This is a genomic window from Thermomicrobium sp. CFH 73360 (assembly GCF_023806465.1).
Classification (GTDB): domain Bacteria; phylum Chloroflexota; class Chloroflexia; order Thermomicrobiales; family Thermomicrobiaceae; genus Thermomicrobium.
On the sequence record NZ_JAMSLS010000003.1, the window covers coordinates 364,249 to 377,960 of the forward strand.

At 63.3% G+C, this 13,712-nt stretch carries 9 protein-coding genes; 3 read left to right on the forward strand and 6 right to left on the reverse strand.

What is annotated here, in order from left to right:
- Nucleotides 1-307: 307 nt before the first annotated feature.
- The 6 genes from NET03_RS08270 to NET03_RS08295 all read right to left on the reverse strand — a co-directional run bounded on the left by NET03_RS08270 (nt 308) and on the right by NET03_RS08295 (nt 9,916).
- The gene (locus tag NET03_RS08270; RefSeq protein WP_252128440.1) at nt 308-5,137 is read right to left on the reverse strand and encodes an HAD-IC family P-type ATPase; all 4,830 of its coding nucleotides are present in this window, start codon (nt 5,135-5,137) and stop codon (nt 308-310) included.
- A gap of 30 nt (nt 5,138-5,167) precedes the next feature.
- Nucleotides 5,168-5,602 (reverse strand): hypothetical protein, encoded by a 435-nt coding sequence (locus NET03_RS08275; protein ID WP_252128441.1) that lies wholly within the window; start codon nt 5,600-5,602, stop codon nt 5,168-5,170.
- A gap of 31 nt (nt 5,603-5,633) precedes the next feature.
- A complete protein-coding gene (locus NET03_RS08280) occupies nt 5,634-5,864 on the reverse strand; it encodes a hypothetical protein (RefSeq protein ID WP_252128442.1) in 231 nt (76 codons plus the stop codon).
- A 316-nt stretch (nt 5,865-6,180) separates the two neighbouring features.
- On the reverse strand, nt 6,181-6,984 hold the full coding sequence (locus NET03_RS08285) for an ABC transporter permease (RefSeq protein WP_252128443.1): 804 nt from the start codon (nt 6,982-6,984) through the stop codon (nt 6,181-6,183).
- 262 nt (nt 6,985-7,246) lie between these two features.
- The gene (locus NET03_RS08290) at nt 7,247-8,731 is read right to left on the reverse strand and encodes an amidase (RefSeq protein ID WP_252128444.1); all 1,485 of its coding nucleotides are present in this window, start codon (nt 8,729-8,731) and stop codon (nt 7,247-7,249) included.
- 720 nt (nt 8,732-9,451) lie between these two features.
- The gene (locus tag NET03_RS08295; RefSeq protein WP_252128445.1) at nt 9,452-9,916 is read right to left on the reverse strand and encodes a hypothetical protein; all 465 of its coding nucleotides are present in this window, start codon (nt 9,914-9,916) and stop codon (nt 9,452-9,454) included.
- Between the two features lie 461 nt (nt 9,917-10,377).
- Between NET03_RS08295 and NET03_RS08300 the strand changes: the two genes are divergently transcribed.
- From NET03_RS08300 to NET03_RS08310, 3 genes are read left to right on the forward strand one after another with little or no spacing between them, the layout of a single operon-like run.
- A complete protein-coding gene (locus tag NET03_RS08300; protein WP_252128446.1) occupies nt 10,378-11,745 on the forward strand; it encodes an amidohydrolase family protein in 1,368 nt (455 codons plus the stop codon).
- 14 nt (nt 11,746-11,759) lie between these two features.
- The gene (locus tag NET03_RS08305) at nt 11,760-12,797 is read left to right on the forward strand and encodes an alcohol dehydrogenase catalytic domain-containing protein (protein ID WP_252128447.1); all 1,038 of its coding nucleotides are present in this window, start codon (nt 11,760-11,762) and stop codon (nt 12,795-12,797) included.
- Between the two features lie 15 nt (nt 12,798-12,812).
- Nucleotides 12,813-13,709: a VOC family protein gene (locus tag NET03_RS08310; protein WP_252128448.1), complete on the forward strand. Its 897-nt coding sequence runs from the start codon at nt 12,813-12,815 to the stop codon at nt 13,707-13,709.
- Nucleotides 13,710-13,712 lie beyond the last annotated feature (3 nt).

A 13,712-nucleotide genomic window follows, 5' to 3' on the forward strand; every position in this document is an offset into this window, starting at 1 on the left:
AGACTAGAAAAGTTTGGTATCGCAGGGAGTTTTACGAGGGAAGTCAGTTGCAACGAATTTTGGGGAGCGAGGACCTGTTGTTCCTCACGGGAGACGTGCAACGTCCCAGAATCTTTTCGACAGACATGGAGAGGCAAGGCTGTCCTCGTTGGAGGGTCGGGCGATTCCCTCGGGTGATGCATCGATTTGCCGTTGGGTCCAGTTGCGTCGTACCGTCCTGCATGCCCGTGAAAGCTCGGGTGGTCTCGGCGGCGTGGTGGGATTCTGCCCCGCCGCCGTGGCGACGTACGCTCGGCGGCGGAGCTGACTACGCCGGGCGCGGACTGAGAACGGCAGAGGGGCGGGGAGCGGGAAGAGCAGGGAGATCACGGATGAGGGTCGTCGAAAGACGGCTGCTGAGGACTGTGGCAGCCACTGCAACCGCGGTGGCGGCGAGTCCGGTGGGACTGAGCGGTGCTAAGCCGAGTAGTGCCCGTGCAGGTGGAATGGTCAGGGAGGCCGCAAGGACAAGGGTCGAGGCAGCGACCCCGGTGAGCAGGCTTGGGGTCAGACCGCTTCCGGTGATCCCAAGTTCCAAAGCCTGGGCGAGCTGTGCGGCAACAAGGGAGGCAAAACCGATGGTGCTGGCCTCGGCTGGCAGTGCCCGGTACGCCCAGAGCGTGACAAGTCCAGCGGGAATCGCAGTAGTCGCCGCGCGACGGAGAACATCGATGCGCACGGTGTGGTCAAGCGCCTGCTCACCCTCACGGGCCAGGTCAGTAAGTCGACGATACCGAGGTTGCTGGAGGGCGATGGCGAGTGCCGGTGGGACGTCGGTGATCATGTTGACCATCAGAACCTGTCGGGTGTTGAGCGGCGGCGTGACAGTGAACAACGTTGGAATAGCAATCATCCCAAGTTCACCAAGGTTGCCGCCGAGCAGGAGGGCAACAGAGCGCCGCATATTGCGCCAGAAGCTGCGTCCTTGAACGAGTGCATCGACGATTGCCTCGAAGTCATCACGTGTCAATACGAGGTCAGCAGCCTCGCGGGCGACTGCTGTGCCCCAGCCCATCGCGATGCCCACATCGGCGAGTCGGAGGGCGGGGGCGTCATTCACCCCGTCGCCGGTCATAGCCACCACATCGCCATGCGCTCGCAGCAGCTGCACAATTCGCAGCTTGTCGAGCGGTGTGGCTCGAGCGACGACACTGGCCTGTGCGAGGCGTTCGACGAGGGTATGGTCCTCCAGCTCACGCAAGAGTGAGGCATTGAGGATCCGTTCCGGACCGACCGGGAGACCGGCCTCCCGGGCGATCGCCTCAGCGGTTGCCGGATGATCACCGGTGATCATTAAGACGCGAACGCCGGCCTCGTGACAACGACGAACTGCATCAGGAACACGAGGGCGCAGGGCATCAGCGATGCCGATGAGTCCAAGGACGACAAGGTCGCGCGGGTCGTCGAGCGGTATTGTGGCTGGTCCCTCGACCACGAGGAGTACCCGAAGACCATCTTGGGCTAGGCGTAAAGCTGCCTCGTGCAGTGACTGGAGGCGACCGGGATCGCATGGGGAGTCAGAACCATCGGCGAGACGCACCGCGACGCAGCGCGGCAGAAGATATTCATGACTTCCCTTAATGACCACGCGCTCGCGCATGCGGACGGCGTGGTAGGGTCGCAACGAGTCGAAGGGGAGCTCCTCTAGACGCTCGTCTCCGCCGTTGACCCCCGGGAGCTCAAGCAGGCGGGCTGCCTCGATGATCGCCGCGTCGGTGGCATGAGCCAATGCGTCTTTCCGGTCGAGTGCCGGGCTGGCAAGGAGAGCGGCGGCGATCACCTGCCGTGCTCCTGGCGAGCAGGTTGGAGACAGTTCTTCATCGGATCCATCGCTGACAATTCGCCGGACACTCATGCGACCATAGGTCAGCGTGCCGGTCTTGTCGACGCAGACGACATTGACACGGCCCAGGGCTTCGACTGCTGACAACTGGCGGACCAGGATTCCCCGTTGGGCGAGACGACGTGCGGTCGCTGCCTCGCTGAGGCGGCTGAGGAGCGGGAGACCCTCCGGAACAGCAGCGATGGCGAGACTTGCCCCCAAGGCGAGCTGGCTAGCGACCGGTGCGCCGCGGAGGATGCCGGCGAGTGTGACGAGTGCCCCGGCACCTAACGAGATGGGGAGGCTCAGGCGAGTGTACTGGGCCAGGCGCTTGGCCAAGTGTTCGCCGGTCATGTCCGACTTGTGGAGCGCACGTTGCGCAGCGCCGAGACGTGTCGCTTCGCCAGTCGCGATGACAACTGCAGTGGCGTTGCCACTCAGGATATCGGTGCCGGCGAGGACGACTGCCCGTTCGTCGGTGGCCGTGGCATCTTTGATGACCGGAAGCGACTCCCCAGTCAATGCAGATTCATCGACGAGTAGGTTGTCAGCCATCAGGAGTCGTGCATCGGCAGGAACGCGATCGCCGAACGCAAGGCGGATCACGTCGCCGGGGACGAGTTCGGTGGCTGGCAGGGTAACTTCCTGACCATCGCGCAGGACACGCGCTGGGGGCGCGGAGAGTTCGGCGAGCTGAACAGCGGCGCGTGAGACACGCTGCTCCTGCCAAGCTCCGACCGCCACATTGAAAATGAGTGTTCCAGTGATGATGGCGACATCGAGTGATGCGCCAACGGCAAGTGAAAGGCCAGCACCCGCCGCCATGATCGCGAGAAGCGGAGAACTAAGCTGGCTGATCAAGGCACGGATCCACGGTCCTTCAGTCGACTCGAAGGAGGGGGCACTGCGACGTTGCCGCACCTCAGCGCTCGTGAGGCCCTCAGGCCGGCTATTGAGGAGGGTAAGCGTTTCACTGGGAGACTGCGCGCCCCAACGCTCCGGCTCCGGGTCTATGAAGGGAAGTGCCGTCTGGCGCTCTCCGCCCCAGAGGCGGGCCCAGCCAGTGAGGAGTGCAAGGAATGCGCCGCCACCGACGACGAGACCGACGAGGATTGGAGATGGTGTCGCACCAAGCCCGACGCCGAGAGCGAGGGCATTAGCGGCCAGGGAGAAGACGACGCTGTCGCGAACGGCAGCATCCCGTCGCTGTCCCGTCTCAAGCAGGTTCGCCAAAGCGCCCAGATCCGGGATCAGGACATCCACCGGAATGTCCACTGGGTGGCGGGACGACGTGAGCAGCGCGGAGTAGTGTGCGGCAGCGAAGGCGCGACCAGCAGTACCGTGGTCAGCGACGTAGAGGACAATCTCGCCACGGGTCCGGAGCGTGGTTACTAGCCCAACCGGGTCATTATTCTGGATGATGGCGAGGCCAGTTGTCTCCAGCCACGGAGGAACTTCACCATCTGATATGCGGACGAATAGTTGAGTGCCGACGCGTTTGGCGGTCTCGTGCAACGTGGCAAGATGTCGGCGCAGCTTGGGGCGTAATGGCAAGAGGGCAACTAGATGGTCATCGTGTCCCTCGAACAGGCCAAGGACAAGCGGTGCGTCCCGGAGCGCTGCCAAGACCTCTGGGGGGAGGCTGTGAAATTTGTCCAGATTGATGACAGCAAGACGAAAACGGTCGGGGTCCAAACCGTTGAGGTGACCATGAGATACGGGAAGGGCGGTCCGCCATGGCGTGTCAGTGGCCAAACGCGTGGCGAGAGTCAAGACACTCCCAACTGTGAGCTGGTCAGTGAGGAGCAGGCAGCGGTCGAGTTCCAGCCCCTCGATGAGCAAGCCTGGATGGTCGAAGAGAAGGACGGTCGGGCGTGTCAGGCGACGATGGGGCCGTAAGGCGGTAACGAGAGCCCCACCACGGAGGGCGCGAGCGACGGCGCCGAGGTCAGCTGCTTCAGCCCCGATGAGTGCCGTGCGAGCGTTGACAAGGACCAGCGCACGCGCAGCTGCCGTGAGGGAGCGTGTCACGAGCCCAGCGAAACCGGCGTACGCGAAGGCGACAGGGGTAATAAAACGGAGGTACCAGCGGAGAAGAGGGGGATGGGGCTCGCTCGTCGAAAATGGTTCTGTTGGCGGTGGGGCGAGTAGGAGGCCGGTCAGCTCGCCACCAAGCACGAGGGAACCGGCAGGGAGACGGCGAAGTGGGCGGACATGCTCGATGTGACCGTCCGGGTATAGGACTTCGCCGCTACCGCGTTCGATCCGGCAGTCGAAGGGGCTTCGGTCACCCGGACGCAGTGTGATGCGCACTGTTGGTCGAGCGACGCGGGACCGCAGGAGCTCCGACTCGTAGCGCTGCCAGGCGCGGCGCCAGGGGAGGAGAGCGGAGAGGAGCCGCAACGACTCCGTGAGGCTGACGAGGAGTCCGAGCTGTTGATTGTTCGCTGTCTGAGCCAGGATACTGACGGAGCTTGTGGAGACGTCCGCGGCTACTGGACCAAGGACGCGCCGCAGCCCTTCCCGGAAAGCGGGAAAGCCGCGGAGGACGGTGACGGTGTCTGCAGCAAGCCCGGGGAGCGGGCTCGTGGTAAGTGGCCCAATGCCGAGAAGTTGGCGCGCGGCAAGAAACGCGAGAGCACCGGCCGTTGCGGCCGTGCGCCAGGCCGCGTAGAGCAGTGGTCCGCAGTCAGTGGGGACAACTGTGCGGCGCACGGTTGGTGGTTCTTCAGGCAGCGAAATCCCGCTGATCGTTTCGAGGATCGAATCAAGGTCGACCGTTTCGATTTCGTGCTCCACCAGGAGGCGACCGGTGGTAACGCTGGCGCGGGCCACCCGGACGCCGGCTTGTTCGAGGGTCTCTTCAATCTGACGAGCGAGTGCATCGTTGCCTTCAAGCCCGGGGATACGGAGTCGAAGGCGCTGCCAATGGTGGCCCTGACTGTCAACGCGGAGTGTGCGATGCTCGATCGACGCGCGCTGGGCGTTCGAGGGAGCTAGCTCGAGGGACGTGGCGCTCGCTGGACTTGCGGCATCGGTGAGGGCGTGTTCGATGGCCTGCTGAATTTCCCCGTCCGATGTGCTCTGCGGGTCGAAGCGGACGAGGACACTTCCCGTGAGAGGATCTGTCCGAACCTCGAGGATCCCCGGTTGGCGGAGTCTCTGCGGCAGACCGCTGAGTCTGCCCCGCTGGTCGATCGCAATGCGAAATCGCACACGGCCAGGCAACCGGTGGGCAACACGGACCACCGGCACACCCACAGTGGTGTCACTCATCTCTGACGAACCCCCGGATGGCTTCGCGTCCTAGCGCTGCGCGCCGGACCGCCGCCGTACCTCGCCGCGCCACTGGCTCCGGACTGCCTCGGCCTCGGCGACGAGATCTTCTACTTCCTCACGGGCGCGAGCGACAAGCTTGCGGACACGCTGCGCCAGTACGGTACCGAAGGCTGCGCCCCACACGAGCGCCTCGTCGAGCATCTGCTCTGCCCGAAGCACAGCCACCGGTGGGGCTGTCGGCGTGCCGCCATCACTCGGCGATGATGACGACGACGTCCCCGTTTCCGAAGTGGACTCGGATAACTCCGCAGCGCGTGTTTCTGTCACACTGGCTTCTCCGCTCGCGCGTGCCGCGCGGCGGGCACTCCTGGGTGGCGTCGTGTCGGCTTGCGCAGCACTGGCCGCGCCCTCAGCTGCGGCATGCCCGTTTTGCTCGGGTGGTGTCTCTCCTTCTGGCTGCATGGTGTACTCACCCTGCACGGTGACCCCCAAGTCAGTTGAGGTTGATCTGTGAAGCAGGACGCGCTCGAGTCACTGCTGCGGTAAAGCCCGCGCGTGTTCCCTGGAGAAGCGAGCGTCCGGCCTCGACTGCAGTGAGAATCCCGGCAAGGCCGTAGACGACACCACGCCGAACGACGCGGCGTGCACGCGGTGAGAGAATCAACGCGGTTGCCGCAATCGCCACCGCGGTTTCGGTCTCGACGTAGTCCTCAAGGTCGAACATCAGATCCCCCTTCCGAAACGCAGCCCCATGCACTGATCTGAGAGAAGGACAACAACTCCCTACTCCTCCACGGGAGCTAGCCTTCGTCGCTTGAGCCTCAACAGTATGGTCAGAGCGGCGCAGCAAATTGTTAAAAATTTGTGAATACCACGCGCCGCATGTCCGTGTGGTCAACAGTATATGGCAACTCCTCTCACTTAACAAGAGGTATCGGCGGTACACGCTCGGGATCACACAGGACAGCGCTGCCTGCTGTGCCTGTCACCAGCCGATGCAGCGGGAATGAACATGCGTTGGCAGTCAGAGCAGCTGACACTCAGGCCTGGCGACTGCGGAGTGCGGCGATGAGCGCACTTATGGCGACAAGTCCGAGAAGAGGGATCACCTCGCTGCTGTGGGCAGTCACCGTGTCACCAGCCCAGGTAGCGCGGAGGAGCCGAACTGCGGGATCGAGTGGTAGGAAGCGCGCAATCTCGTGGACGCGCTCCGGGAGGAGTTCGCGCGGCATTGCCGCGCCGGTGAGGAAAATCATCGGGTAGAGGAGCACCATGCCGACGATCTGGGCAGAAGCTGAAGTCGGGAGGAACATCCCGAGCGCGAAGCCGAGGGAGAAGAGCGCGGCTGCACTCAGGAGAAACGCGAGTGCGACGCTCACCGCGTCACCACCAAAGCGTAGTCCGTAGACAAGGCGTGCGACGATGAGGAGCAGCGTCATGCCAAGCAGTGTGAGCACGAGCGTTGTGACGAGTTCGGCCAGAAGGAGTTGGAGCCAGCTGACGGGGGTGATGGAGAGCCGTCGCAGAATACCTCGTTCACGCAAACTGGCGAGGTGCACCGGCAGGGAGACGAGGCCAATCGTCGCAAGAATCATGGCGGTGTATGCGGGTACGGAGACGTCGACCGTCCCGTAGCCCCCGTAGCGTGCTTTCGGCTCGTTCCCGTAGATTGTGCCGAAGATGAGGATGAGGACAGTTGGTAGAAGTAGCGCAAAGAACGCCGTGTACGGATCACGAATGTACAGCCGTGCCTCCAAGACGACGAGCGTCCGGAGAGCGCGGAACCAGGTGCCGGCAGTGCCGCTGGATCTTCGGCGTGGTTCAGCGATCGAGGAGTGAGCCATCAGCGTCAGTCTCGGCAGCGACGTCCTGTCAGTGCAGAGAGGGGCGGATGACGCCAGCCGGTGTTCTTGGATGTGTTTCTTCCTTGCAGGGTTCAGAAGTCACCGCGGCGTCCGTTCCACTGATCCCTCACGGTCAACGACATTATACGGTTGCGAGTGGAGGCGGTTTCCCCTCGGTGTGGCAGCGGTGCGTTGTTTCCAACTCTCGGGGTAGGCGGTCCGAGGGCATCATGCGCTGCTCGTCTGAGTAGCCAGCAGACTCTCAGAGCGGACGGGTAGCGCACCGCTGGTAGGTGGCCTGCCAGGGGCGCAGCCGTTCGAAGACGGCGCTGGCCGCGAGCACGTCGGCGTCGGCATAGCGGCGGCCAACAAGCTGCATACCGATTGGAAGTCCGCCTGTACTGAGGCCAGCCGGAATGGATGCTGCGGGATGGCCAGTGAAGTTGATGGGATAGGTCAGGCACCAACCAATGAGCGGATCGACTGGTTGACCGGCGACGACATTGGGGCCGAGCGTGTTTCCGTCGTTTGCGTTCTCCACAGGGAGACATGACAGTGTTGGAGTTACCAGGAGATCGTAGTGGGCAAAGAGGTGCTGGAGCGCGTCATAGATTTCAGTTCGCACGCATTGGTCACGATAGAAGTCGAGGGCTGTCATCGCGCGTGTCCGATCCAACCACTCGAGATACTGAGGCGGGAAATCGTGTCGGTGTTGGCCGAGCAGGTCGAAGCCCTGCTCGCGGAAGTGTTCGAGGGCCAAATGGTTAGCTGGCATAATGAGGCGGCACCAGAGATCGCTGAGCTCCTGCTGGGGCCGAGTAATGCCGATGCGGACCTCTTCGACGATGGCGCCGGCCTCTTCGAAGGCGCGGACGGCCTGGCCAACGGTCTCCTGCACCTCTGGTTCGACGGGAAAGATGTCAAGGTTCGGGCTGTACGCGATGCGCCAGCCGCGGATGGAGCGGCGGGTTGCGGCGACGAAGTCGATTCGCTCCTCGAGGGCAAAGGGATCAAGCGGGTGGTAGCCAGCAAGAGCGGTGAGAACGAGAGCGGCGTCTTCGACGGTGCGGGTGATCGGTCCCTCGTGTCGAAAGGGAGAGATGCCAGCGAAGGCATTCGGGCGTGAGACGAAGGGCAAACGGCCAGCAGAGGGCTTATACCCGTATACGCCGCACCAGGCTGCCGGGATGCGGATGGATCCACCGCCGTCCGTGCCCTCCGCAAAGGGAACGAGCCCATCAGCGACGGCAGCAGCCGCGCCTCCAGACGAGCCCCCGGCGTTGAAACGGAGGTCGAAGGGGTTGCGGGTCGGTCCAAACAAGTAGTTATCGGTCGTTCCCCGGAAACCCATGGTTGGACTATTGGTGCGGCCGAGGATGATGGCACCGGCGCGCTCGATGCGCTCGGTGAAGGGGCAAGCGGTATGTGCCACGTAGTGCCGAAGAGCGCGAATGCCTCCGAAGGTGCTCGGCCATCCAGGCTTGAAGTCGAAAAGATCCTTGATGGCGGTCGGAACGCCATGCAGCGGGCCAAGTTCCTCACCACGCATGAGCGCCTGCTCGGCCTCACGAGCGCGCTGGCGTGCCTCGTCGAACGCGACATAGACGAACGCGTTGAGGCTCGGGTTCCGGTGCTCGATCCGCTCGATGAAAGCGTCGACAACCTCAACGGGGGAGAGGTCGCGGCGACGGATCCGGAAAGCGAGTTCGCTTGCGCTTCGATAGGCAAGTTCGTCACGAAGCGACATAGCGCACCTCCCCGAGCAGTCACCAATCGGATAGTCATTGCCATGATTTGAGTCAGCCAGTGGACAAGGTCGAGACTTGGATGTACCGGTGCGGTGGATTGTCGCAGAGCCATAGCTGTCGAGTCAATGAGCTGAGGGGAGAACGCGCGGTCGGCATCGTTACGAGAGAGATGACGTTCCAGTGGTGTGTGCTGTCTTGCCCACGAGGGAGACGCATGGTCGCACCGGGGACGTGAGTGGTCCAGGCGATCGGGAAGACAGAGAGCGATCCAGAGAGGTTGCCTGATACGAAGCCGCGGGCAGTGACTGTGTTCGCAGCGCAAGGGGATTCACGATGTTTCGGCTGCGTGACCGAGGCTCGGACCAGTCTTGCTGCACCGAGTGTAATGGGAAGACCGCAGGAGGTGAGTGGGATGGAAGGTGAGCCCCCGGCAACGGCTTACTGGATGCGCTGCAGTACGTTCGTGAGCTGGTCACCAGGCCCAGAAGATGCTTGTGGGTACGGCACACAGATCGTTTTACGGGAACTGAGCGAGAGCACCACTGGTCGCTGCGGTGGGGGGCGTGGTCCTCGTCGACTCCGCCGGCGCATGGAGCAAAGATGGCGTCCTCGTGCAGGGCAAGCCTAGGCTGGAGAAAACGGGCAGTCAGGCATGGAGGTGGGCTCCTGCAGGAGGCCCATGTCCGGCTTCAAAGTAGGAAGGGGCAGGGCAGTGGCTCTCATATCGCGTCGGTGAGCATTAAGAGGACGGTCGTCCCGTATTCGTTACCCTTGACGACAACGGTGAGTGCGGCACCTTCACGCTTTGCAGCCAGCGCGCCCGCTGGAGCAGGTTGGAGCGTCCAGCCCAAGCTGGGGAGCGTGGTGCGGTAGAAGTCGAGCACTTTCTCAGCCGAGTCGGAGACAGCGAAACTCAGGGTGCCGCCGTTCTCAACCTGCGTCGCGAGGGGCTGGAGCTGACCTGGCTCCGAGCCAGGATACTTCGGGACCTGGTGCTTTTCCCAGACGGGGATGAACTCCACATTGGGAGGAGGACTAGCGTTGCCCTGCCCGGTGGCAGAACCATACGGATCGGTGGAACTTGTGTCACCGGTGGCAGTAGTGGTGCCCCCTTGCCCTGAGCGGCGGCAGGCAAGGGCGGCCAGGCTCATCCCAAGGAAACCTAGAAAGGTTCGTCGCTGCATACCCCACCCCGTCGGTCCTCCGGCCGAGCCCCATACCGTATCCTACTCCGAGCTGCTCGGAACTGCACATGGGTTTGTCTATGCGGGACCGCGGGAAGCCCTGACCTGGCTATCCCAGGACGCGTGAAGGTCATGGTTCCGGACGCTATGCGAGGTCTCTGGAGAGCTGAGTGGGACATCCTCGTGCGTACCGATGCAGGGGCGACTCGAGGTTTCCCGAAAGGGGCGGGCTGCTTGGGCGCTTGCGTGCGCGGGCAGTGTCGGTGTCGAGAGAGGTTGAGTCCACCCACCCCATGGTCCGCGCGTCTAGCGATTCGCGCCGGACTTCAGTTTAGCGCTTGACATTTTTCCATTTCTCTCCTACGCTGGTAGCAAATCCCGCGAACGAGAGCCCGATCCCCGGTCGGCGGGTTCTTTTGGGCTGCATTGCTCGAGGCTTCCAGGGACGAGGAGGTGCTGCGATGGCAGACCGCGTGCTGATCCGCAACGGCTATGTGCTCACGATGGACGACCAGCTTGGTGATATCCCCAACGGTGATGTGCTCATTGAAGGGGACACAATCGTCCAGGTCGGTCGGGGACTCGCTGCCACGGATGCCGAGGTGATCGATGCAACCGGGAAGATCGTGCTTCCTGGCTTCATCGATACGCACCGGCACACGTGGGAAACAGCGATCCGTGGATGCGCGCCGGACGCGACGCTGGAGGATTACTTCATCGAGGTTCTGGATACGTTCGCCCCGCTCTACCGCCCGGAGGATGTTTACGCGAGTAACCTCGCGGGAGCCCTGGAGTGCTTGAATGCCGGTATCACGACACTGGTGGATTGGTCGCATATCAACAACACGCCGGAGCACCCGGATGCCGCGATCCAAGGGTTGAAGGACGCTGGTATCCGTGCTGTCTATGCCTACGGTCCACCGAATACGTCGTTGCAGGCCTGTTGGTTCAGCAGCACGATTGTGACACCGCGTGAAGACGTCGAGCGCGTACGGAAGACGTACTTCAACAGCGATCAGGGACTGCTGACGATGGCGCTGGCGACACGCGGGCCGGGCTTTTGTACGGACGAGGTCGTCCGGGCCGAGTGGGAGATGGCGCGCGACCTTGCCCTGCCGATCACGATCCACGTCGGGATGGGGCGTCTCGCCGGACGTTGGCAGATGGTCGCCTGGTTGAACCGGCTCGGTCTGCTGTACCCGGACACGACGTATATTCACTGCTGTCACTTCACCGATGAGGAATGGCAGCTGGTGGCACAGAGCCAGGGCAAGATCTCGATCGCTCCGCAGGTGGAGATGCAGATGGGCCACGGTTGGCCGCCGTTCCTCAAGGCGATGCAGTACGGTCTACGGCCCAGCTTGAGTATCGACGTGGTGACGACGGTTCCCGGTGACATGTTCACCGAGATGCGCTGCGCCTTCGCGTGCGAGCGGGCCCGTCTGCACGAGGCAGCATGGGATGAGCCGAACCCGGTCAGTAAGGATGTGCTGACGGCGCGTGACATTCTCAAGATGGCGACGATCAACGGAGCGCATGTCGTCCTGCAGGAGGATCGGATCGGCTCGCTAACGCCGGGGAAGAAGGCAGATGTGATCGTGATCGATGCGGGGTCAGTGAATCTGGCACCGATGATCGACGCGGTTGCGGCAGTGGTGCTGGGTGCAGATGTGTCGAATGTCGAGACGGTCCTGGTGAACGGGCGGTTCGTGAAGCGGGACGGGAAGCTCTTGGCTGATTGGGAGCGGGCACGGAGGCTCGTCGAGGCGTCTCGCGATTACCTGCTGGAGGCACGCGAGCGGAAGCGGGCGGAGCAGGTGCAGGCATGAGGGGCGGTGCGCCGATGCGTGCGATGGTGTTCCGCTCCTTTGGCGGGCCGGAGGTCCTGGAACTCGCTGAGGTGCCGACGCCGGAGCCCGGTGCCGGGGAGGTCTTGGTCCGCGTCCGCGCCGCCTCGATCAATCGGTTGGACATCGAGTTCCGTCAGACGGGGTTCGGCTTCGCCGGCCCGGACTTCCCGTTCCCCCACGTCGGCGGGGCGGATGCGGCCGGCGTCGTGGAAGAGGTCGGCGAGGGGGTGACGAGTGTCCGCCCCGGAGACCGTGTCGTCGTCTTCACGTTTGTGACGTGTGGACAGTGCCCCGCCTGCTTGGCGCGTCGACCCGAGAACATGTGCCAAAACTACCAACTGCTCGGTATCCATCGCTGGGGTGGTTACGCGGAGTATGTGTGCGTCCCGGAACGGAACGTTGTTCCGCTCCCGGACGAGGTGGGATTCGAGGCGGCAAGCTGTTTGCCGGTGTCCTATGTCACCGCGTGGCATGGACTGGTGAACCGTGCTGACGTCGGGCCGGGCGATCGTGTGGTTGTCATGGGAGCGACAAGCTCCACCGGGATTGCGGCGGTACAGATCGCGGCGCTCCGGGGAGCTCGCGTGGTCGGGGTGGGGCGGAGTGGTGGCAAGCTTGCTCGTCTGAGTGAGGTGGGAGCGGAGGGAGCGGTATCGCTTCTCGAGGAGCGATGGCCGCAGCGGGTGTGCGAGATCCTCGGGGGTCGCGCGACGGTGCTCTTTGACACGCTGGGCACGACGACCTGGGCTCATGTCTCAGCGCTCTTGGACCGTGGGGCGCGCGTCGCAGTCTGTGGGCGGAGTAGCGGCACGGAGCTCTCCACCAATCTGCTGTGGTTGTACCGGAACGTGACCACCGTGTTCTTCTACCTGTCCGGACAGCGCCGAGACCTGGAAGCACTAGTGGCCGCGACGAGTCGTGGGTCGTTGCGACCGGTGGTCCATCGGGTGTACCCGCTCGAGGAGCTTCCTGCGGCCCAACGGGCTGTCGATGGGGGAGAGCCGTTCGGGAAAGTTGTGGTGCGTGTGTGATGCTGGAGGTGTTCGATGAGCCTTATGGCATTCGATCATGCGGTCATCCGAGTGCAGGATCTCGATGCCGCGCGACGGTGGTACTGTGATTGGTTGGGGCTGATCGAGTTAGCACAGGACGGGGACATCGTCTACCTCGGCTGCGGGGGGGACGAGCACTTCGACCTGGGGTTGCGGGCAGGCAGCGTCGGGCTGGATCACATGGCTTTCGCCGTGGCCGGGGTGCCGGAACTCGAGGAACTCCATCGGCAGTACAGTGAACGTGGGATCGCCTGCACGGCGATCGAGCGTGCACCGGAGCCTGGTATCGCCGCGGCATTTCGGCTCACGGTTCCCACCGGTCAGATCTTCGAGGTGATGGCCCGAGATGGGCGAACGAGCTACCCTCACACGACGAAGTGGAATCCGGCGGCCGCGCACGCTCCGCTCGATATCAATCACATCACCTTCTTGGCCGACGACGTGGAGCTGCCGACGCGGTTCTACTGCGAGCAGCTCGGTTTTGCATTCTCTGACTTGCTTCTCCCCCCGGATGCCGACAACCCGTGGCTTTTCTCTTTCATCCGTGTTGGGGAGAACCACCATGATATCGCGATCGTGAAAGGTTCGGTGGGGAACAAGCTGCATCACGTGGCGTTTCTGGTCAACGGAGTGAGCGAGGTTGTTCGCTTTGCCGACCGACTTGGACGCTTTGGCTGGCGTATTGAGGCGGGAGTCGGTCGGCATGGCCCTGGCGGGAACTCGTTCCTGTATGTGCGCGATCCTTCCGGGAACCGGATCGAGATCACAGCGGACGTCGCACGGCTGCCGAATCGGTTTGAGTCGCCACGCATCTGGCGCGGGGAACTCTCCGCGGTTTTTAATGTGTGGACGGAAGCGCCGCCACCGGCGAGCTTCGGCGACGGGACCTGAGTT